A 22,021-nucleotide genomic window follows, 5' to 3' on the forward strand; every position below is an offset into this window, starting at 1 on the left:
TTAGAGTCTTTTGTGAAGGAAATTGATTAGAATGAAAAAACTTTGATCATTAGCTCTATGTACCGGCTTTTCAACTCTTCAAACTCACCCTTGCTCCATTGTTCTTTCTCAACTATTTTTGAATGGATGCCAATTCCAGTATTGTCAAATTTATCTTTCTTTTCACGGAATGGCTTGTCAGCATTACTTCTGTTTCTATTTATATCTAAGAGTGCTAGATTTCCTATCTGATTCTTTACACTCTCCATTTCTTCAATAACATCATCTTTTCTAGCACTATATGGATATATATGCTCAATGGTTGTGTTGTTAAAATCGAAGACAATTGATTTGTCCTCCATTGCAAGCATCTTTTTAATTGGTTTTGGAGGGGTGGATGTTGCCCACATCCAATTTTCTTGCAATGTTACCAGAAGATATTTTATTGGCCTATTATCGCCCTTTCTTTTGTAATTTAGTGCTCCAATTCCCGCTGAGAAGTTGGCATTGTCTTCATCTCTGCTCAGTATTTCTTTTTTGAATCTCTTCTGTAACAAACTGATAGAAAACCTGTCTTTCTTTTCTAAAGCTTCTTTTGCAATTGGTGGGTATAGCTTTGAAAAAAGGGACGCATGCATATTACTTATTACTTTATATCTGATAAAGAATTTACAAGTTTCTGAAATTGTTTTCTGGAATTCTGTTTCTTTGCCGAACGACGCTGCTAGAATAAGAGGCATAGCATGAGTGTGCTTTAGCTTTTTAACCAACCAGTCCAGTTTTGTTTTGTGATATTGAGTTGTTTGCGGTGACTGTTCAAAAGGCCATTCGGCCTCTGTTAAGAGCTTTAGCTTTTCTGTTGACTTTCTAATAAATTTAACTCTTTTTGCCATTTCTTTGGCTGTCAAATCTTCATTCAAATAATCGGTTTTATATTTGTCTAAGATTTGTGTGTTTGTGACATGTTCACCGGTAATCATCGTAATTATCCAACGCAAATAGTCACTTACATTCTTTGACTCATTAGCCAAAATATAATCCCAGTCGTCAGACATCATCCTCACTGATGAACAATTTTCGTCGAAGTTACCAATGGTATGTGCTTTCAACAACTCAGCTTCTGTTAAGTTTATCCCTCGATCATTTAAGACCATGAAGAGCTTATATGCATCGTCGACTGTTGTTGCAATAATTTGTATTAATAAAAAGTTGTTTTCGAAGAGCTTGATGACGTCATCAATGACCTCCAAAGACTCTAGTACGCCTTTATTACGTAATAGGCAGCTATCTATAAACACAATAAAGTGCTTTCGGGCTTCCAAGATTAATTTATGTGAGTCCCTGTTAATATCCAGCTCAGTCCCCTTTGTGGCAGCTTGAAAGAAATAGTCATCGGCTTTTCCGATAGATATCCTAGGATGTACTTCTTTTTCATTTCGATGAACTCGTTCCTCAAACGTGAGATATTTTTCAACATCTTTCAACAGAGCATCTCTAAAGTCAGAATCTTGCTCGTTGCACTCTAAATTTTGCAAAGTTTCTTTTATTGCTGAAAAAAATAAAACGATTGTTGATAATCTCTGTTGGCCATCTATAAGTACATTCTTGACGATACTGTTACCGACTCTTTGCTCTTGTGCGCAAACAATTCCGCCAAAAAAATGCTGAAACTCTTGGTTTTCTTTGAACTTTTCTAATGTGTTCTTTATGTCATCACTGAATTGCTCTACTTGTTCGGCCTCCCATGAGTAATCACGCTGGTATTTTGGAGTGATAAATATATTTTTTTCTGAAAATAGTTCGCCGAAAGATTTGTATTCAGGGGTTACTTGCATTGAGAGTCCTTGGTATTTTATGAATTCAGATATATCTATCTTTTGAATACTTCCTCTTGATGCCATCTAAGATAGCTATCAGACGGAAAATTTTCTGAGCTTCTAACTTGATAAATCCGATGATTTTCAAAACGGTAAAATAGTTTTTCGGCAGCTTCCCCCCCATTCAATATGCTGGAGACTCTTATTCGCAATGCACTATCCAAGCCCATCGCCCCTCTATCGAAGGCCTTATGATGAATAGAACAGAGTGCTAGACCATTGTTTACAGAACATGGTCCATGAAATTGCTTCCACTTAATGTGGGCAGCTTCTAATCCAAAAGAGATGTCATCTAGTCGCAAATCATAGCCACAAACAGCGCATTGGTAGTTATATGCTCGAAGCACATCACGACGAAAATTAGGGGCTCTTGAATTATCACGGACTGGTTTTAATGAGAGCCCTAAAGCTTCTGAGAAGTCTTCTATTGTTGACTCTGGAAAATTTTCAGAAATGATTGATTCTATTAACTCGATTGATAATTCAGGGTTCGCCCTGATAAGTTTGAACGCCTCATCGTTGAATCCGCCTGTTACTCCATTTTTTATGAGTTCAGACTTTGGCGGATCTGTATTACTTTTTCTAGGCAAACAATTTTCTGCGTTTTCTAATTTCCAGAACCCATCATTTATCAATCTCCAAAAGCCATAAAGCGGATGGAAGGATTTTCTTGATGGACCAAATCGTTTCAGCAACTCTGTAACTTGCTCATCAACTTCATCTTCGTAATGAAATAGCTGCTCATGACCTTTAGCATAGTGTGACAATGCGTAGATAAGCATTAAAGGTTTGTTAGGGGCTCTTTGGTCGCTTCGTGACCATCGTTTTACGCTTAATATTGCGCTTTTTAGTTCATAAGGCGTCATTCAAAAGCTCCCAAAACGCCTTGTCTCTAATTTTCGTAATACGCTTTTCACCGTTTACATAGAGACTATGGTGTTTCTCTAGCCCCCTGATAGATTTCATTAAGTGTTCTTGCTCTGCCTTGTCATCTTTGTTGAAGATAGACTTTATGTCCTGATTTTTGATTTGTGATACTCGATGCACAATCCAGCTCAAGATATAAGCTGAGTAGTCGTTTTCACTCGTTTTGAAGTGCGTAATATCTTGAGTGGACAAAATGACGCCAACCCCATATTCGCGTCCCTCTTTCAGAATACGACGCAGACTAGAGAAGTTTTGAGACATGAAGTTGTCTGCCTCATCGACTAGAATGAGCTTAGAGACCTGTCTGAAATCGCCTTGGACTTCAGGTTTACCTTGCTTTTGCATTTGTGAGTAGAACAGGTCAAGTGTTAGCGCAACGATGAGATTTTGTACCTCACTCGGGTAACCAGCCAATTCAATAACTGTAACGCCGCTGATCAGCTCGTATAAGCTCATCATTTTTTCTGGATCTGTTTCGAATATTTTAAAACGAGCTAGTTTGGAGAGTGCAGCGTAAAGCGAGTCTTCTTCTACCTTTTCTTGGTCTAAAAACAGATCCCATATGTTTTCGATTGTGGGAGCTGGACGGTTCCATGTCGATGGATCCTCAGGTTTTATGCCAGCCAAGTCATAGGCGTCTAAGATAATGTTTTCTAGCTTGAGTTGCTGTTTTTTGCCGAGCCCATAGGCCTTTGACATGGTTTCAGCAAAACCCGCAGCAGTGTGTATCGGTAACATGGGTGTGTCACCGAACAAGCTGAGCGGATTATAAGGAAGCTTAAACAGTTTAAATTTCTTAGCGTTTGTAGCCTCTATGAATTTGTCATCGGTGTAATCAGACTTGTAGTCAAAAACCAGCATGCCTATTGGCTTACTATCAACATTGTTGTGTTGGTTTCGGTATAGCTGAGTTATGACTGACTTGGTGCACTGAGTTTTGCCAGTGCCCATAGTTCCAATAATACCGGAATTGGTATTCATGAATTTGGCTGTATTTGTGGGCTCCCAATATACATCTGCATTGTCTTGTGTATTGTTACCAACTAAGACCCTAAGAGTATCATCCTGCGGCTTTTCTTCACTATTAACATCTTCATGTGGTCCTTGTTTTTCCTGTTCTTGCGATGGAGTGGAGTCGATATCTACCGTTGCTTCCGGTGTATCTGCAATTTCCTTATCGCCTTGTTTCATTACCAATTCTTTGTTTTCTAATAGGGGGGGAAGGTTGAGATTCTTAGGCAATCCCTGACCTTGCAGGAATTCTGACAGGGAACCTTTTACCAAAGAAGGCAGTAAAGCAATTGGGAGGTCTATTAGGGCAATTCCGTCCTCAGTTTTTGTCTCTGCTCCAAACACGACGTCACTGCTCAAATGGCTAACTACAACCCCGAGTAGCGCGTCTTCATTGCAGGCAATTTCATATTCACCGCGAAGCCATTCGTTCTTTTGTGCTATCTCTTTGTCAAAATAGCCCTCAGGAAATACTCGATAAAGCTTGAACTTATCAACTTGAAGCAGCAGCTGCCTAAAGAAAAGCGCTCGATAAATTTTGCCTTTCAATGTCTTTGGCTCTAGCTGAGCTAGTAAATGCTCTCTAAGGTTAACTACTTGTTCTTTCGCTTTTTTGTAATCGGGTGTGCTACCTGTCTTAACCTCAACAGGCATTAAAGTCATTTTCTGATTTTTGAGGCCGACCAACAGTACATCATCAGACATGGCACCAGCGTGTCCCGAGTGGGCGGCTGCAAAATCAGAGTCAATTATCTTAAGCCCAATATTTCCTGATACCCTTACCATTTCTCCCACAGATAGGGGGACCCACGTCATATCTGGTGAATGCAAGAGTGCGGTTATCAGCTTGTATGCGCCAATTTCACCCTCCATACCTAATCTTGCTGTATTGGTAGATGTCAGCATCTTAAGCAGCCAGTCACCATTAAAGGCGTTGAAATCGCTGATTTTCGTACCTTTTCCTAGCTCTAGTACCTTGGTAAATAGCTCTCTTTGGCGACTTACAGTTATTGCATCAAAACCTGCTGAAGAAGTGTATTGGTCGGAATAATGTATTAGTACTTTATCTTGCGATTCGAAGAAATCTAGCGTGACTTTCGGGTCTATAACCGTTGTCCAAATAGAAGAATCGCAAGTTTTATCTAAAAGAGTTTTAAAGCTCTCATTAACTGCAAGCGCGACGGCGTCCTTACCTGAGTAAGGTGTATTACTTTCTCTTGCAGGTCTGATAAGTGATCCAAAGAGTCGGGCGACTTTTAAATGAGGCTCGCCCTCGTAGTCAATGTCCTTTAGACCAAACGCGGTATGGTAGCTTCCGTGTTGGCTCTCGGATGACTCCCCGCCTAACAACCCATCCGCAGCAATACCACTTGGTTTTGAGTCAATATTGACAGAGATGCAGTCAACCTTTTCGTCATTATAAAAGAAAGCGATATGTGCGTATTCGTAAGACTCTTCATTGCGCGTGTTGAACTTGCTGTAGGTAAGGCGCGTTCTTAATAGTTCGATAATACCATCAGCTGTATCTTTAAATTTCTTAGCGCCGAGACCAAGGAATTCTTTCAGTGCTTCATTGTTTGTTGACTCAGCAAATCGGTCAAAAGCATTTAAAAGTGGTTCATTGTCATAGATGTTGATGTGTATGAACGGCGCGTCATCTAAATTATCGGAATAATATTCGACAAGTCCAATTAGAAGTTCATAACACTGATCTTGATTGACTGCATTGATTATTAGCTTACCCTCGACATGGATGTCGAATAGGTCTGAAAATGCGGTCCTAAATTCACTAATTTTCTCTTTGACAAGTTTGGTGACGAAGTCGTATTTGGTGTGTTCGTGAGGAACTGCTTCTAACCAAAATGGATTTTCCGGTATCGCACTCACATGGGCATAATCAGAACCAGTCATGTAGAGATATGGAATCAGGCCTCGAGCGTTCAGTCTATCTAACGTGACTTTTGGGATTTTACCAAAACTTAATGTTTCATCATGCTGTTCTGCATAAGCCATGTCACATTGGATCTGATTAGATAACTCTAAATAATATGACAGTACAATGGGATGGTACGGAGAAAAGAGTTCAGAGTTCTCTTTCTTTACTAAGCCGATTTGCAAGGCTTTTTTCATACTTTCAGAGAGCACGCTATCTATTTGTGCATCACCTAATAAACGGATATAAGCCTTTGTTAAGGTATCTACTTTTTTTCTGAAGCTCTCACCCCATGAAACCAACGAGGGGAGTGTTTGATGGCTTTCACAGAAACCGAATAACTCTCGGTAGGCGTTGAATAGAGGTTCATCGATACCTTCAAGTTCTCTTAGCGTCAAATGGCTGCCATTGACTTCATCAATGTATAAAAGCTGTTCATCTATGAAACGTGATTCTAAACGAGTAAGTGTTAGTCGGTTAGAGACGAGTAAAAACTCTTTATTGTCTATAACCACTCTCTCTTTATCTCGATTAAAAAGTCCAAAGTAATTATCTTGCAGAATATTTTTGACTTTGTTCTTATCTAAAAGTAGAGGGAGTGACAGCGATGAATCCGCACGCTCTCCTTCTACGACGAAGTCCAGCTGGCTATCGCCGTTAAAAATAGAAAACTCTACATCATTCACTGCTTCTGACAGAGTTTTGAAGTCTATTGCTTTTATTTGCAAATAATCGATGCGTTGGTTTGAAGCGTGCAACTCTAGTGTTGAGTACGCATTAGGATTAACGGCGAGAGTGGTTTCATTTGTTAGCAGTCTGATAAGCTTCTTCTTGGTGTTGAGAAGAAAATTGTTTTTGATGGCGTCAATATCAAATTGTTCTGTCGCTAAAAGCAGAAAATGCAGTCTGTAGCGGTCACTGTTCTTATCTCGTTTCTCGGTGCCAACTGTGAAAAAGAGCGGTTCGCCTTTGAAAGGAACAGAAATTCTAGATTTGCTCCTTTTACTTCCTTTAGCAATGACTCTGAAGTCGCTGCCATCGGGAAGCAACTTGTTCGGCTGGCTCAAATGCTCGTTTTGTAAATCTCCGCCATTCCAAACGATATCTATATCGATGCTATCTATTCCCTCAGGACACTGAACAATGATATGAAGATCCCGTTTTTGCGCTGATGTATCGCCCTTAGTTCTCTCAAATAAAGAGCTGATACCGTTTATTTTAATTTCTTCTAGCGAAAGGGTTTGCTGTTGATTACGTTTAATTTCTTCTTTGAATTCGTCAAATGTAACCTGCTTCCAGCTACTTAGGTCATCTTTAGGAAACTTCGATTTTATAAACTTCGCGCTGAATTTATCTGACAACCGGTCTTCCAACTGACCGGGGAAGTTATCCACCTCAGTTTCAATCTTTTTGTATAGCTCGCGGTTTTCGTCTAATCGCCGCCGAAGTTGTTTGGGGTTGCCAGTGAAATCATGAACTACCGGATCTTCTAATAGATACAATTTATGAAACTGGAGATCTCCGTCTCTTATCGCTCTGTACAGTGCCTCAAATCCGAACAGTGTTGCATTGTCTTGGGTTATCGCATCGAATTGATAATCAAGAAGCACATGAGAGATTTCAGACTTTTCGCCAGCCTCTTTTATTTCATGGCTAAGGGCTTCTTTAAAACGTTTTGTGCTCCAGACGTTTCTTCCTTGGCCCAGATCAGTGGAGCTGTTAATTATGGTGTCTAACTTACTGTTGTGGATTATTAGTAAACAACATGAATCGAAAGGCTCACTACCCTTGGCTACAGCATCACGCAAGTGTGAGATAAAGTTTTCAGTAAATCCTTCAGCTGTGGGCGCGTGGAGTAAGGGAATTAACTTAATTTGGCCAATGGGTATGAAAGGAAGAGCAGTATTTTCCTTGTGAAACTCAGAGACATAAGTAATTGTATTGTCGGCTGTCTTTTTGATTAGGGCATCGAATAGTTTTCTACTGTTTTCAAAGTTTGGCGATTTAAAAGTGTATCTCGCACCTCTAGCTAGGCTTTGTGGCGCCCATTCAAGCAGCTTTTCGACTACAAATGTTTCAAATGATTTAAATTGTTTGACGGACATTTAAGTCATCTCCACTATCACTTTTCCGCTCTACGTTCCCAATCCGCTCAAATATTTCGATTAACTTTTCCTCACTCGACTCATCGAAATATATGCCTCTACCTTTAAATTCATCGATCAGTTCGTCAAACCTCAATTGATTTCTTGTCCCTATGATTAAATTTGTGAGCAGAAGGAGATTATCCAGTGATAAAACGAGGATGTTGCCTATTCGACCTCTGGCTTTGACAAATCCTTTTGCTGTATGTTCTTTAAGTGCAGCAACAACTTTCTCATTGGCTTGATAACGAGTAGTGCTTGGATCTGCGAAACGTTTATCAAACTGAGCTAACGCCAAGTCAACCAATTGCTCAATGCTTTCCTCAACATTAGTGGACGCTTCAAACGTCATATTTCGTAACTTACGAGCTTCGATGAAACGCGAGGAGAAATCATCAATAGCGTCAATGTATTTCTGTTTTTCTGCTGACGCGTTAATTTCTATAAAAAGTTGCCATAAGGGCTTTTTATTATCTTTGCTCTGGATAGTTTGCAGAATCGATAAAATGGGGAAAAGATTTCTACTGGCGGAAGCGAAACTGTTCCAACCCATATCAATAACGTTGCTCCTCTCGCTGCTTACCCGTTCATTTTCAATGATGAAGAAGAGAGGTTTGCTGCTGGGCTCTCCGGATTTCCATTCTTTGAGGTTCAGTGCCAATTGAGAGATATGTAAAAAGTTATATAAGGCTAGAAGGTTAGCGATATTTTCAACGAAATATGTTGGCTTTTTAATCAAAAAGCATAGGTCACCGAGAAACCTTTCATACAGGAATGGCAGATATGGTTTTGGCCGACCATTTTGACTTTTCTGAGTAAACTTGCTCGCAAGTGTTGAACTTATAAGCTCGGCAATGAAGTGGTTATCTTCGGCATTGCTGAGTTGAATTTCTTGATCTCCCAAGAGCGTAGAAAGTGCCGTTGCGACCTTTTTACTGGCACTATTCACTTTCGATTTTTGATCGTCCTGAGTATGTAAGAGCAAATTCTTTGGCGCTAAATTAAGATATCCGTCTGTCTCGAAATAGGCTTTTCTTAGTACCCCAAAATATTCCTCGGAGACTTGCCTAGATAACAATTCGTCTTTACAGTCTTGTTCTAGGTCTTCTTTAGAGTACTTATTTAATTCAACGCCGCATGCGAATGAGAGAAAGTAACCCGCAACTATATTCCAATTACATTCATTGTAGTTTGTTTTTACGGGCAAGTAATCGCTGGGAGCATTAGTGTCACTGATTTCGGCTTGTAAATTTTCAAGATTTATATTCGGCGTCATTGATTACCGCTCCGTTATCTCAATGATGTTCTCGTCACGTTCTGCGTTGTATGTCTTGTTTCCGTCAGTAATAATAAGTGCATCTGATCTTGCCAAGACAGAGCGAATTCGCTCTATTAATTCGTCCAGTAATAGGACACAACTTTTATCGTGTTTATTGGGCCGGTACCCTTTGTTAAGCCTTTGCAGAAGGTCGAAAAGGTTAATATTAATCGGAAGAGCAGGTTCAATAGGAACTTTGTTAACTTTAAACATGGCTTCAAACGCCATCAGATCTTTACTCTGATAGTTAGCAATTCGATTCCAATCGGGACTGTGTTTTACGTCAACGGAGAACAGCACCCCGTTTTCTTTGGACAGCAAAAATTGCTTTTTCTTGATTCGTGGGGCGCTTCTGTTGATATACCTCCACAAAGCTGTAAACAAAGTATGCTGATAGAAGTCATTGATTATATTTCGTTCATCATGATCGGCTTCTGATGAGTAGTTCTGATGCGCGAGCAATACTTCAGCGTATTCAGTCAGAATATTGTTCGAAAACTCAGACGCCAAGTTCAAGTGGTATCCGTTTCCGAATTCTGAGTTTCGTAGAATGTAAAAAAGTCGAACATAGGAAGTGGGCTCTTCCAGATTTGTTATACCGAAATTAATGAGCTCTTGGTTGAACTGAGCGAAATCTTCTTCTTTTAAACCCAATTTCAAGGTCAATATGAACCTATCAATTTTTTCGGTACGTGTGAGAGCAGGGTCAAAGCTAGTGAGTTTTTCAGATAACTCATTGCTTTTCAGCAAGAACAAGTTGTCGAACAAGTAGCCGCCGCCGACTAGAATATTATGCAAAAAATCTAAAAACGATCTTGCTGTCAAAAACTGATCTTTTGTCAGCCTTATCTTCATAAGCAATTCGACGATAGAGCGTTGAACTGATTCAATCGATAATATTTTGAAATTTGTGACAATTAATGCGTCTTTCTGCTTAGATTCAGACTCCTTCATGGCTTCCCAAAATGGGTTGGGCGCACCCTCAACAGACTGTCGAGTAAGCTTCTTCATCAAATCGCTGGCGAAGTCAGAATGCGGCTCAGTTTCTTTAAAGGAGAACTTTGAATACTTTGAAGATTCGAAGCTTAGAAAACTCGCGACACTAAAATCGTCTACTCCGCTAATGTGCTGCTGCATCGCATGCCTTATATCGTGATGCTCTTCAGAGCCTTCTTTAACGTATTTAGCCATCATGCCAAGGTTAATACCCACGACCAATGGCTTCGCTGTGCTTTTGAAGTTAGTAAAAAGCACATCTAGTGTTTCAACTGCATCGAGCTTTGGGTTATAGCTGTGAGTGGCATCTAAATGGAAATCGATGTGCTTGAATTGAACTTTTTGACTGTAGCGAGTCATGATCTCGGATTTACCATCACCACTGCTACCACAGAGGAAGAGAAGGGTCCGTTTAGATGCATCCATCAGACTCAGTGCGTTGGCAAAATCTACTTCTATTTGGGTCTTTACATACAGATAGTCTTTTGCTTTATCTAATTCTGATTCAGCCCTTTCGGAACGTTCAGTTGAAACGGCGTATGATGAAGACTTGTCTAATACGCTTAAAGCTTGCTTCAGTTCCATTTAATGTCCTTTATTAGCACGCAGTACTCTGCTTTTAAACGAGCACTTTTTGTGCGAAGGTTCCTTTGTAGTGAGTTGCTAACAGATATGAACTTTGTTTACCCAAGCAAATCTTGAAATCAAGTTATCATATAATTCTTGCATAAAAAGATAAAGTGAGACCACGCTTAAGTCTAACAGTAAACTTTCTCCGGATGGATGAGATAAAAATATCATGTATAACAATTTGATAGGTCAATCAAAAGGAAGCCTTTGCAACATCGATAAATATTGGTCAACGAAAGTTATTCTATCTATGCTTGGTTGAGTTGAAGAAAGCATATCTCAGTAATTGGCGGCTTTTATTCAAAGTCCCAGCTTACTTGGCATCAGGAGTGTTTATTTTTATTTCGTTGATGTCATGGATGGGGAAGCTATAGGTTGAACCATCGCAACTCGCTAGAAATGGAATGAGAAATTCAAGTTTGCAGAAATGGTATTGTGGAGTCGATGGCTGTAAAAGCGGATGGTTTTATGTTGCCAGCGATGGAAAGCAGTTTCTTGTCGGTATTGTCAGCTCAGTTACTGAACTGATATCCCTGTTTCCTGAGATGGGCCGGATTGTTATTGATATACCTATTGGGCTGCATGATAAAGGCAGTGAGCCCAGAGCCTGTGATATTGCGGCCCGGAAGCTATTAAAGCCCAGAGGTTCGACCGTCTTTCCTTCGCCCGTAAGGCCTTGCATTTACGCTGAATCATATTCAGAGGCTTGTGAGATCAGCGAGCTGTTGACGGGCAAAAAGCTATCTAAGCAGTCGTACCATATCCTTAACAAAATCCGCGAAGTCGACGACCTGCTGAATGATAATCAAAAGCTTCGGTTCGTTATTACAGAAGCTCATCCCGAATTAGGTTTCTGCATGCTTAACAGCGGGAGACCTCTGCTTACCAGAAAGAAGCGAACAGAGGGGATCCAACAGCGTCTCAGCTTACTCACAAAGCACCTCGATATTAGTAAGGAAATATATGAGAAAGCGCTGGGGAGATTTCCGCGTAAGTATCTTGCACGGGATGATATTGTTGATGCCTTGATGTGTTTATGTATTGCGCTTACGCCTGAGGAAAAATTGAAAACAGTTCCTGCGGTTCCCATTTACGATGACAGTGGACTACCAATGCAAATGTTATATACCGAGGGCCATTACTCTTGAACTTACGTTGCGTACAATTGGTGCTTCAACCGACACTACAGCATCAGGTGATGAATATCGCCAACGCTTTTTAATACGGTAAATTATACACTGCGTGATGCCTCACGAAACGAATACCTCAGTCAAAGTGAAGTGGTTGCTTCGTATAGTCTTGCAGGGTATCTATCAGGTCGTTTAGCTCTTGTGTATCAAAGACGAGAAGGTTGCTGACAATCTGACTTAGCAATCGATTTTTGCCTAACTTGCTTAAAAACTCGATCTTTTCATTATCTTCGAAGTCTTGAAACAAAGCTGCGAGCTGTCTGTCATTAAGCTCGCATAAGTCTCTTATCAACAACATGCATCTAGGCTCTTGGCTGAATAAGGCAGTAATCTTTGGGCTCAAGTATCCACCAATTGCCAGCGTGATATCTTCATCGATGTTATAGACCTGACTGATGCGCACAAGAAAATCCCGAGACGGCGTTTCGGTCCCATTTTCTACGCGGCTTATATAGCTTTTACTGACACTTAACTTATCGGCAACGGCAACTTGTGAATAAGTTTGCCTGCCGTGCTCGCTCATAAGTGCTTCGCGACAGTGTTTTAGATAATTATTAATCATAAGGTTTCGTAATTTCGAAACTTATAGTAATAAAAAGCACCGTACGTGCACAATAGCTGTTTATATTTTGTTCTCATAAAAGCTGGTTTTTTAGTCCATTTGGTTTGATATAACTAATTAAGCAATAAAAAGATAATCAAATAATTTTAAGTTATTACAGGGTGTTATTAAAACTATTTGAATAAACCTCTTTTTAGCTATCCACATGATTCCTAATTCTACACAAATAAGATAAAAAACAATAAGTTAATAATCATCTGTTTTTCTTGCACTGATTAAAACCCCCTCTATAACTGAATAAGCAAAACGAATCAGAGGGGGACAACCATGGCAGCAATACCAAAATCCAGAGTAAGAAATCCAATGGATAAACTCGAATTAAGAGAGGTCGATCGAAAGCGCTACGAAGAGTGGGCAGCAAATAGCGAGTCAAATGACTTGTATCGTTCTTTCGTTCGTGTTGGGTCAACAATGTCATTGGGACGCAAGCATCGTTTCTGGTGTGATAAGCAGCAGAGAATAGTTGAGCTCATGTCGGACGGTGAGTTACGAGCTTATAAGTATCTCATCTGGCAGCCGAATGTAGTCTCAATCAAGGAGCAGTATGCTCTTAATCCGGTAACGACATTCAATATCGCTAAACGACGCAAGGTGATGCACCCGTATTCGTATAAACAACGAGTTCACCACATCATGTCGACAGATTTTCTCGTTACTTCAGTCAATGAGGATGGTGTCTGTGTGCAGCATGCTTACCCCTACAAAATTTCTGAACCATCCAGACCCAGCCGCACAGCACAAAAGTTAGATATAGAGGCTGAGTTTTGGGCTTTGCGAAACGTGCCATCCACTTTGTTGACAGACAACCAGATAAGCAAAGAATGGTTTTTAACACTGCTCTTTTGTGAGCTTCACTATGACAACCAACTGCAATTCAGTCATTTAAGCGATTTCTCACATAAGTTGCTTGGTTTGTATCAACAAAACCCGTGGTTGAGCTTGAGAGACCTTCTCAAAAAAGCTGCTGCTTCGATGAAAACGCACTACTTTGACGCGGAACGTTTGTTTAAAAACGCTGTGCTGCAAGGGCTTCTTCCTCTCTCGCAACAAAAGCGAGTTCGACTTAATGAAGCGCTTTTACTTGGATAGGAGAACCATATGTACGCAGATTTCATTGAATTACGCCTAAAACAATCGATGAATGCCAAAGTCCAGTGGGCAAATCCGTACGATGTACTGACTGTCGTATGGTGTGATTACCGACTCAGACGAATCGCCGTGGCCAATATGTCCGAAGCATTCGGTTGGGATGCAAACAAGCAAACCATGGCTGAGGGCGGAAATCGAAAAAAAGCTCATCAAATGAAAAAGCCGAAAGTGTTTCAGTTTTCAGAAGCCGAGAAACTTTTTGACTTATTTGAACAGGATGGAGGGATCAACACCTTCATCTACCCAAAAATCATCAGGGAGCCAGAATCGGTATTGGAAGAGTCACAACTCTCAAAGTGGTATCCAAAAGCTGATAACGCGATTTCAGTGCTTGGATCTTTGATAGAGCCTGATGCAATTGAGCGCTACCTGCTGAATAACGGACATAGCGAATTGTTGAAACAAAGGTTGCAGGAGTTGAGGGATGAGCACCCTAATAAAAAGTTTTCTTCTCAAACTGTCCTGACAAGATATTTAAATCAGTATATCACTTTTGGTATGACGCGAAATGCCTTGCTTCCTTTAGGCCTTATGAATACTGGTTGTAATTATCAGCACAGTGAAAATGATAATGTAAACAAACGCGGCAGAGGCGGCGCCGATGGCAGGAATACGAGCTCGATATATACAGGAGTGAGACCTCTTGATAAACGGCTGATAAAAAAAATAGCCAAGCGATTTGGCACAGCCAGCAGGCATGGTGCGCTATTCATAAGGGATATTTACGATGATTATTGTGCTGAGGCATTAAATCTACAGGAGGTTGAGTTACCTGAGCCTGATGAGAATGGTAATCGCGATGTAACGCGCGTTAATCCCTACATTTTATCGGAAGGCAGTTTTCGGTATCACTACGACAACACGATACCGCTTCTTGAAAAGTTGACCCGACGATACGGTATTGTCAAAACACAGAGAGATTTTAAAGACCGGCAGGGACATGCCGCCGACAGCGTTGTTGGTGCAAATTATGTCGTTGAAATAGATTCTACAGAGCTCTCAATTCATGTCAGGGATCCCCGGTTTAAAAAGAAACGCCTCTCCGCTGGACGTGTTTTTCTTACTGTCGCCATTTGTGTTCGTACACGATACATCCTTGGATATAGTCTTTCATTTAAACAACCTACGTGGGAGAACGTCGCCGAGTGTCTGTATAACGCGTTCGAGGATAAACGAGCTTACTGCGAACAATTCGGGCTTTCTATTAAAGAGCATGAATGGGCCTGCCACCACGGCTTTTTTATTGTGCGTATCGATAACGGAAAAGAGTTTCCTGAATATCAGATGGATGAACAAATGCGGCATAGCTCTGGCTTTTTCAGGGTTGAAATTGTTCCAAAGGCGCGAGGTGATTTTAAAGCTGTTGTAGAGCGCCAGTTTGGAACAACTGACAGGTATGCAGCAAAACACCCCGGTGGAATTGAAGCTGATCGAGATAAAACAGAGCAGGATGCCTCGCAGCGAGCGACGTTAACTATCGATGAATTACACAGAGTGATCATAAGGAAGATCATCCATCAAAACCTACATAGGAACTGTGCCAAATTACGCGATAAGGATATGGCTCAAGCTGGAGTCGGCATTACTCCCTACAGTTTGTGGTCATACAGCATTAAGCATCAAATGGGCGGCGGCCGTCCGGTTTCTAAGTCTAAGCTACCTTCGTAACGGTATAGCTTGATGCCAAAATGTCAGGTCAAAGTCAAAGACGATGGCGTGCATTACAACGGCCTCGTCTTCGATTCACCATTTGCGAAAAAAAATGACTGGTATCTCAACGCTTTGTATAGCTCATCAGATATTGTCAAGACAATGGCTTTTACGCCGTCTTTGGCGAACTCACTATTCTATGAAGATCATAAAGGTGGTATCCACGAATTTAAACTTGTCGAACAGTTAGACCAGTACCGTGATCTGAGCTGGGATGAATATGCCGAGCTGAAAAAAGAGGTGAATCAACTGGAGTATGACAATGCACATCAGCGACACCTAGACAGACTAGCCATGAAAGCTGCCAATCGCGCGGACGTGGAAGAGGCAGAGAACAGACTTAGTTCGGTGCCAAAGAACGATCAGACTTCGTATCAGTCAGGGGCTAACGACAGACGAGCTGAGATGGCTGAGTTAGAGTCCAAAAAGCTTGCCAGTCGTCATCAGCAGCAACTGCTTGCGGAAGTTGATACCGACGAATTCGAGCAAGGGGACACACTGTGAAGATTAAAGCTACTTATCAAACACCAGACTTTCCGTACTTTGCGGGAAACCCGCTAATTGAGGCGCTTGAAGGGCATATAATACGTGACGAAAAAGTGCTGCTGAAGTCATTGCAGACCATTCATGAAATTCCTGATGATATTTTTTCATACGATGAATTTTTAGCGAGAGACTGGATTGGTCTTCTGGATGATATTTATATACCCCACAAAGAGTCATGGAATCTGTATCTCAGTATCATTCAACAAATAAAGAACGGGTATCGACATAAAAATCCGTTGTCCGCGAATGGTCAAAAATACTTGAATTTAGTGACTACTCTGAATCAGGACGGATATAGCGAGGCAATTGAAAAACGTATCATGTCAATCACAGGCAAGGCACGCTGCTCGCTGGCGAGGGGGCTATCTGGACTGGGGAAAACAGAAACTATCACTTCCGTACTGGATCGCATTCCACAGGTTATCCGCCATTCTGAGTTTAAGGGCGAGACGTTGGTATTTGATCAACTTGTCTGGGTAACCTTCGACGTAGCGTCAACGAACAGCATGAAAGGCTTGGCAACCAACTTTTTCAGAGCGGTAGATGAGCAGCTTGGTACAAACTACGCCAATCAATACAGTAATTTTCGTGAGTCTGTTGACGTGTTCATTGGCAATATGCGGTTGGTATGTGCGAAACATGCTATCGGTTTTGTGCACGTAGATGAATGTCAGCACTTGCTGCGCCGCATGAAAAGTGTGCATAGCGCATCGGTTCAGGATCTGGAGAGTTTTTTCAACCGGATGGGGATCCCGATGCTAATGACCTGCACTCCAGAAGGCCTGAGGTTGTTCTTTGAAAGTAACACGGATAACGAGGTTAAGCCGCGTTTACAAGCAATTCGTCGCCTGCTATCAGAGCGCTCATTTCCCTTCGATCCGATGGACATCGATAGCATTTCATTCAGGAAGTTTTTTAATGCCTTCCTGCCTTCAAACGTCTTCAGCGGTTCCGGAGTAGATACTCTTGAGTTCAGGCAGCGCGTGCACTATCTCTCCTTCGGTATTCCCGCTGTTGCTGGACGTTTGATGAGATTATTTTTTGAGGCGATTCATCAGCATCAGTGTTATTTGAAGGATAAGCCGAGTATCGATCTTCTTGATAAAGTCTATGAGCAGCACTTTGAGCACATGAAAGTCGCGATTAATAGACTCCGCATTGATAAAGCGCAGGAATGGGAAATGCTTCTTGCCAAAGCACAATCGGAAGAAGATGCGTTGACCCATTCAACCAATCCCCCAAGAACACTGCACTCTTCCCGAAAGCCTCCAAAGATGGCGACAGAGCATGCTATCAATCGTTTGGAGAAAATGGATGAGATGGCAGCGTGTCGAACAATTGATTCTGCGTGTCTGACCGTGGGCCTATCAGAGGCGCACAAATGAACCAGCTTGAGAACACACCTTTCCTTCCAGTGACTCTTGAAGATGAGCATTATCTTTCGTTCATGTGCAGGTGGGCGGTATTATCCGGTGCAACAAACATGGCACGTGGGATTTATAGCCTTATTGGTAAAAGGCCCACGTATATAACTGAACTGATGCAGCCCCGTTTTCTTTCAAAATTGGCGAACTCACTTCCTGCTTTTGTTGATAAAAAACAATTTTGTCATGCTCACACTCAGGAAAAGTATGCAGCAACGCTGGAGCTTGGTGATAGCCAGTCTGATTCAGTCTTTCCGGTGGCAGAAGCCATAAATTCAGGCTTCAGCGTAAAGCATTTAAGGTGGTGCACTGGGTGTGCCAGAGAAGATATTGCCAGTTTTGGGGCAGCGTACTGGCGCAACAGCCATCAGGATCCACGGCTGGTTCGATGTCAGAAGCACGGCGTGTCGCTTCTTTCAACTTGTCATATGTGCAAAAGAAAAAAGGCATACGTAAATCAGCTCTCTCAGCCGAAAGCTAATGCTGAATGCCAATACTGCTCTGCGCCACTTGATAATAAGGTGGTACGCGATCTAACCCCCTTTCAACGTTGGTTGGAACAGCTTCACCATCTCGCCAATCACGGGGTCCAATTTAACCGGCATACATTGATACCGCGTATTGATCATGTAGTTGAATTGTATCAAGAAGAAATAAAACTAAAGCCCCGTAAGTCTTGGGTCATGCCAGACCAGATTTTTATTAATGCATTCAATAGCACAAGAGCATGTGACCACTTTTCGTTTGGCGAGATCCCTTACGCGGGACTCAGCTCATACAGTGCGCTTAAACTCGGCAGCTTACTTAATCCCGACGTACAGCAATCACCTGTTATCTACGCTTTGCTGGCATGGGTATTTCTATCAAAGGAAGAACGTGACGCTCGCTTTGGATTCTTTTCTGGTGGCCAAGCAGTTCAGGTGCAGCTATGAAATCAATTCCTGCGCTATTTCCGGATGAAACGATATTTAGCGTTGTCCAGCGGTTAGTGACGATGGAATGTGCTTCTTCGTATCGGCATGCTGCCAAGTCCCTATTTCAAAAATCCTCAATGCAATTTAGCTCGACCTTTCCGAGTGTTGTTCCTGTGCTTTCAATAAGGTTTGATTGTTCTCCGGAATACTGGATTAACCATCATTCTGTCTTACCACACTATCGACCGTTTACACCGGAGGGGCGCTTCAGAAATGCATTGTCTCACTTAAAAAAAGGAGAGAGTGAAAAGGTATTTAAAGATCTTTCACTGATTGCGAACCGGCAATGTTCTGGTCTACAAATGCGCTTTTGCCCACAATGCGCCATTGAGGACAATGATGCGTATGGCTTCTCATATTGGCATGTAAAGCACCAACTCTCAGGAGCGTTTGTTTGCCTGAGACACAAAACACCCCTTGTTAATCAGTCAATTTCGCGTAAACGTTTTGATAACTGGCCTTGTTATGATGCTGCTGGCCGGCGATTGGCCACAGAGGTTGAGTTGAAGTTGGTCAGGTTTGCACATTACTTCCAGCATCACGAGTCTAAAGGTTTTCGTCATGACCTTTGCGACATATTCAAAGCGAGCTTGCACGAAAAAGGGTTCCTTACAAAATGCGCTTATGTGCGCCTGAAAGCGTTGCGAAACTCAATGATAGAGTCTCTTGAACCAGTTCTCTGCCATGCAGATGTACAGGCTATTTTTGATGATACCCGGTCCCCTCTCTATCCAACCTGTGTTCTCTCCAATAAAAGGTCAGCTATTTCACCACTGAAACATCTGCTTATGATGACTTTTCTGTTTGATTCAGTAAGTGACTTGATAAATCACGATATCAGTTATTCACAGAAGGTGATTTGGGCGAATACTCGGTCTTCCGGCCAAGAGCGAGATGATATCGCTGGAATCAGAAAGGCTCTAAATAGAGGCGATAGCTTAAGGAATGTGGCCGCTGAGACAGGACATTCTGTCGCCTATATCAAGAAAGTAGCTATATCGACCGGTTACTCTATTGAGTCCCGTGCACAAAAGCTATTCGCGACAGAGCGGCGGCAAGTTATTTGGAAACTGTTGGCAGGCTCCTCCACCGAAACAATTGCGAGGCAGTTTGATTGCTCGCAGGGGGCCATTGAGCAAATTCTGAGTCAGAACCCTGATGTTGTTACTTTGAGAAAACTGCGCCGTAAATACACAAAAATGAAATCAATGCGCCAATCATTAACAGAAACAATCAGGTCAATAACGACACCGCGAAGGCAAGACATGAAGTGTGAGAATAACACGGCCTATATGTGGTTATATAAGAATGACAGGCAATGGCTTTATACACACTTGCCTACAGCAATCCCTAGAAATTTGAGACGAAGAAAGCCACTCAGTGACTAGTGGGGCATGCAAAAGCGTGTGCTGAATATCAAAGATTTCACAGATGTGGGTGAGGGTTTGTACCGAGAGCAAAACCGCAACAATATGAATAGGATTTAGCGATGATGACACACTACAATTCACTCCTACCGAGAGAGCCATTAAGCGCAAGATCATGGGCTCTTGATTTAGGAGTAACCATGACGTTTATTTCGCACTGCTTGGACATTCCAGAAGAAAGACTCGATAGTCGTGACTTCAAATTAGCCGACTCACAACAGACTCGCTTGCTAGACATCAAGAAAATACTTCAGCGAGTAAGAGCGTGGTTTGATACACAACAGCAAGCTGTGTTGTGGTTAGATACGTGTCGGATACAGTCTTTTGGGAATTGTACGCCGTTGCAAATACTCAAACAGCATGGTGAAAATGGGAGACAGCTCCTCCATAAGTTTATCGATGGTAAAGAGCTTGGTGGGTATGAATAAATATTTTGAGAAAACATGCGAGTGGGCTTTCTATGGGAAGCAAGTCCTAGTGCAAGCGGGCTACGAGTAGCAAAGTTTTGAAGAAAAGGAAGAAATCAGTTCTGTGTGCCTATTTTTATGGTTGAGGTTCATACAACGTATGACACTTTCAGAAATCGCTTGGAACTAAATCTGATAGTCAGAAAAGTACTATTAACGAACATTGGCAAGGCTGTGCACAAACACCTAATTACAAAGGCGTTCAATATCGAAGCACTATTAATCATTTATTGAGCAAGCGCTCATCTGTACTAGCTCATCTTAAATTGGGATGTCTATTATAAGTTCACACTCTTTTGTATTGTCATGTAGAATTTCTCTTCATTCAGTACCAATATTTAATCACGAATAAACCATAGCGATTTTTTATTTCTACCGTCTATAACTCTCTGAAGCATACGCTCGTCTGGTTCTGTACCATACTTTAACAAAAGATAGATATCAGTAACTAATCCTCGATAGTTTGCGTAAAATGAATGCCCAAAAAACTGCGGTAATATCTCTTGCCTCGTATCTATTGTGTCCATACCGTTTACTACAAAAAAGCCATCTGAAGAATCACCAAGTCGCGCTTGAGCAGTACCTTCAATAAAATAATTCGTTAACCTAGAAGCTTTGCTTAGAACATGGTCGTTTATAGAGGAATACAAAGTTATCTTGTCTGAAATGTTAGATAAATTGTATTCATTAAAAGTTAGGTGATAGTCATCTTGTGAAATATCAGGGGCCGCCAAAATAATTTGGTTAAATATCTTTCCATTGTTCACCAATATTCTAGATCGAAGTAACTCATTATCTTCATTTCTTTTATCACTAATAATGGCGAGAGAATTGACTAACAGGTATGTCCCCATACTGTGCGCTATTACATGGATTTTCTTATTGGTATTTTCAGATATTTTTATTAAAAATTGGGCTAAATGCTTGAAATTCTCTTTCGCTCTCTTTTTATCAGTGCCGTAAGTCGCTGGATTTTCTAAAGATGGCCAACTAAAAAAAACAGCCTCCCCCTTGAAATTAGTATCATGAGCTAATTGTGCTGTTCTTATAGCTGCGTTAGTAAACGATGTATTAAATCCATGAATAAAGACCAATAGGTCTTCAGATGTAAGCTCAGAAATAAAATCTGAAAATTTGATATCATGTTCTATATTTGTTATCGACATCCCTTCAATACCACCAATTTCTTTAGAAAATGGAATTTGTACTATTACTTTTCCGTATTTTATTTTGTTATTTGTACGGCCATTTCCACTGTTTAGCCTTGTGAGGTCGCTAGCGCAAGCTAAGTCACTTGTCGGCGATGCTTCGTCTGGCGTTAAAAAAGTGCGGTCATTACATTTTGGCACTCTTGTAGTACCATAAAAAACTTCTTTACTGTAACTGGCGTCTTTGGAAATAAATCCATCTCCATCAAGAGCTGGAGCCATTGCTGAGTCGGGTTGGTTCGCACAGCCTCCAATTAGTAGGGTCAAAAAAAATACATAAATAAGAAAATTGTTTATTTTATACGTTTTCAAGCACACCTCCATATGATTATGTAAATGACTTATTTACACATTAATCTAATTTTGAGCTAAGCAGTAAAGTTAGTTTAGAAGACTTTTCACGCTTTCCGTTCATCGCCACTTATAGCCCCTATAATTCTAATGTTTATTTATAACCCCATATTTTTAAGTTTTATTTTTACGGATGCG

15 protein-coding genes are annotated in these 22,021 nt (G+C 41.2%); 8 read left to right on the forward strand and 7 right to left on the reverse strand.

Features of this window, described 5'->3' with window-relative positions:
• Positions 1-26: 26 nt before the first annotated feature.
• From OPS25_RS01210 to dptF, 5 genes are read right to left on the reverse strand one after another with little or no spacing between them, the layout of a single operon-like run.
• Positions 27-1,880 carry a DUF262 domain-containing protein gene (locus OPS25_RS01210; protein WP_265615822.1) on the reverse strand — a complete coding sequence of 618 codons (1,854 nt, stop codon included), beginning with the start codon at positions 1,878-1,880 and terminating at the stop codon, positions 27-29.
• The gene (locus OPS25_RS01215; RefSeq protein ID WP_265615823.1) at positions 1,850-2,722 is read right to left on the reverse strand and encodes a phosphorothioated DNA-binding restriction endonuclease; all 873 of its coding nucleotides are present in this window, start codon (positions 2,720-2,722) and stop codon (positions 1,850-1,852) included. The genes OPS25_RS01210 and OPS25_RS01215 overlap by 31 nt, the downstream gene beginning before the upstream one ends.
• The gene (gene dptH / locus OPS25_RS01220; RefSeq protein WP_265615824.1) at positions 2,709-7,832 is read right to left on the reverse strand and encodes a DNA phosphorothioation-dependent restriction protein DptH; all 5,124 of its coding nucleotides are present in this window, start codon (positions 7,830-7,832) and stop codon (positions 2,709-2,711) included. The genes OPS25_RS01215 and dptH overlap by 14 nt, the downstream gene beginning before the upstream one ends.
• Positions 7,813-9,147 (reverse strand): DNA phosphorothioation-dependent restriction protein DptG, encoded by a 1,335-nt coding sequence (dptG, locus tag OPS25_RS01225; RefSeq protein WP_265615825.1) that lies wholly within the window; start codon positions 9,145-9,147, stop codon positions 7,813-7,815. The genes dptH and dptG overlap by 20 nt, the downstream gene beginning before the upstream one ends.
• A gap of 3 nt (positions 9,148-9,150) precedes the next feature.
• Complete coding sequence (gene dptF / locus OPS25_RS01230; protein WP_265615826.1) at positions 9,151-10,770, reverse strand: DNA phosphorothioation-dependent restriction protein DptF; 1,620 nt, start codon at positions 10,768-10,770, stop codon at positions 9,151-9,153.
• Between the two features lie 449 nt (positions 10,771-11,219).
• Here dptF and OPS25_RS01235 point away from each other — a divergent pair, with 449 nt between their 5' ends.
• Positions 11,220-11,963 carry a DUF429 domain-containing protein gene (locus OPS25_RS01235; RefSeq protein ID WP_265615827.1) on the forward strand — a complete coding sequence of 248 codons (744 nt, stop codon included), beginning with the start codon at positions 11,220-11,222 and terminating at the stop codon, positions 11,961-11,963.
• Between the two features lie 118 nt (positions 11,964-12,081).
• On the opposite strand, the gene OPS25_RS01240 is transcribed toward OPS25_RS01235, so the two are convergent.
• Positions 12,082-12,567: a helix-turn-helix domain-containing protein gene (locus OPS25_RS01240; RefSeq protein ID WP_265615828.1), complete on the reverse strand. Its 486-nt coding sequence runs from the start codon at positions 12,565-12,567 to the stop codon at positions 12,082-12,084.
• 327 nt (positions 12,568-12,894) lie between these two features.
• Here OPS25_RS01240 and OPS25_RS01245 point away from each other — a divergent pair, with 327 nt between their 5' ends.
• From OPS25_RS01245 to OPS25_RS01275, 7 genes are all read left to right on the forward strand, one after another.
• Complete coding sequence (locus tag OPS25_RS01245) at positions 12,895-13,716, forward strand: TnsA endonuclease N-terminal domain-containing protein (protein ID WP_265615829.1); 822 nt, start codon at positions 12,895-12,897, stop codon at positions 13,714-13,716.
• A 9-nt stretch (positions 13,717-13,725) separates the two neighbouring features.
• On the forward strand, positions 13,726-15,444 hold the full coding sequence (locus OPS25_RS01250; protein WP_265615830.1) for a hypothetical protein: 1,719 nt from the start codon (positions 13,726-13,728) through the stop codon (positions 15,442-15,444).
• A gap of 12 nt (positions 15,445-15,456) precedes the next feature.
• A complete protein-coding gene (locus tag OPS25_RS01255; protein WP_265615831.1) occupies positions 15,457-15,990 on the forward strand; it encodes a hypothetical protein in 534 nt (177 codons plus the stop codon).
• Positions 15,987-17,417, forward strand: a complete 1,431-nt coding sequence (locus OPS25_RS01260) for an AAA family ATPase (RefSeq protein WP_265615832.1) — start codon at positions 15,987-15,989, stop codon at positions 17,415-17,417. The genes OPS25_RS01255 and OPS25_RS01260 overlap by 4 nt, the downstream gene beginning before the upstream one ends.
• Entirely contained in the window at positions 17,414-18,388 is a 975-nt protein-coding gene (locus tag OPS25_RS01265) for a TniQ family protein (RefSeq protein WP_265615833.1), read from the forward strand. The genes OPS25_RS01260 and OPS25_RS01265 overlap by 4 nt, the downstream gene beginning before the upstream one ends.
• A complete protein-coding gene (locus OPS25_RS01270; RefSeq protein ID WP_265615834.1) occupies positions 18,385-19,818 on the forward strand; it encodes a TnsD family Tn7-like transposition protein in 1,434 nt (477 codons plus the stop codon). The genes OPS25_RS01265 and OPS25_RS01270 overlap by 4 nt, the downstream gene beginning before the upstream one ends.
• Before the next feature lie 179 nt (positions 19,819-19,997).
• Positions 19,998-20,285: a hypothetical protein gene (locus OPS25_RS01275; RefSeq protein WP_265615835.1), complete on the forward strand. Its 288-nt coding sequence runs from the start codon at positions 19,998-20,000 to the stop codon at positions 20,283-20,285.
• Between the two features lie 377 nt (positions 20,286-20,662).
• Here OPS25_RS01275 and OPS25_RS01280 read toward each other — a convergent pair whose 3' ends face one another.
• The gene (locus tag OPS25_RS01280; RefSeq protein ID WP_265615836.1) at positions 20,663-21,844 is read right to left on the reverse strand and encodes an alpha/beta hydrolase; all 1,182 of its coding nucleotides are present in this window, start codon (positions 21,842-21,844) and stop codon (positions 20,663-20,665) included.
• Positions 21,845-22,021 lie beyond the last annotated feature (177 nt).

The organism is Alteromonas aquimaris (genome assembly GCF_026183695.1).
In the GTDB taxonomy this organism is placed as follows: Bacteria; Pseudomonadota; Gammaproteobacteria; order Enterobacterales; family Alteromonadaceae; genus Alteromonas; species Alteromonas aquimaris.

Excerpts from the sequence above, each read along its gene's own strand:
- OPS25_RS01210 (WP_265615822.1), bottom strand. The coding sequence starts at position 1,880 with ATGGCATCAAGAGGAAGTATTCAAAAGATAGATATATCTGAATTCATA.
- OPS25_RS01215 (WP_265615823.1), bottom strand. The coding sequence starts at position 2,722 with ATGACGCCTTATGAACTAAAAAGCGCAATATTAAGCGTAAAACGATGG.
- dptH (WP_265615824.1), bottom strand. The coding sequence starts at position 7,832 with ATGTCCGTCAAACAATTTAAATCATTTGAAACATTTGTAGTCGAAAAG.
- dptG (WP_265615825.1), bottom strand. The coding sequence starts at position 9,147 with ATGACGCCGAATATAAATCTTGAAAATTTACAAGCCGAAATCAGTGAC.
- dptF (WP_265615826.1), bottom strand. The coding sequence starts at position 10,770 with ATGGAACTGAAGCAAGCTTTAAGCGTATTAGACAAGTCTTCATCATAC.
- OPS25_RS01235 (WP_265615827.1), top strand. The coding sequence starts at position 11,220 with ATGAGAAATTCAAGTTTGCAGAAATGGTATTGTGGAGTCGATGGCTGT.
- OPS25_RS01240 (WP_265615828.1), bottom strand. The coding sequence starts at position 12,567 with ATGATTAATAATTATCTAAAACACTGTCGCGAAGCACTTATGAGCGAG.
- OPS25_RS01245 (WP_265615829.1), top strand. The coding sequence starts at position 12,895 with ATGGCAGCAATACCAAAATCCAGAGTAAGAAATCCAATGGATAAACTC.
- OPS25_RS01250 (WP_265615830.1), top strand. The coding sequence starts at position 13,726 with ATGTACGCAGATTTCATTGAATTACGCCTAAAACAATCGATGAATGCC.
- OPS25_RS01255 (WP_265615831.1), top strand. The coding sequence starts at position 15,457 with ATGCCAAAATGTCAGGTCAAAGTCAAAGACGATGGCGTGCATTACAAC.
- OPS25_RS01265 (WP_265615833.1), top strand. The coding sequence starts at position 17,414 with ATGAACCAGCTTGAGAACACACCTTTCCTTCCAGTGACTCTTGAAGAT.
- OPS25_RS01270 (WP_265615834.1), top strand. The coding sequence starts at position 18,385 with ATGAAATCAATTCCTGCGCTATTTCCGGATGAAACGATATTTAGCGTT.
- OPS25_RS01275 (WP_265615835.1), top strand. The coding sequence starts at position 19,998 with ATGACGTTTATTTCGCACTGCTTGGACATTCCAGAAGAAAGACTCGAT.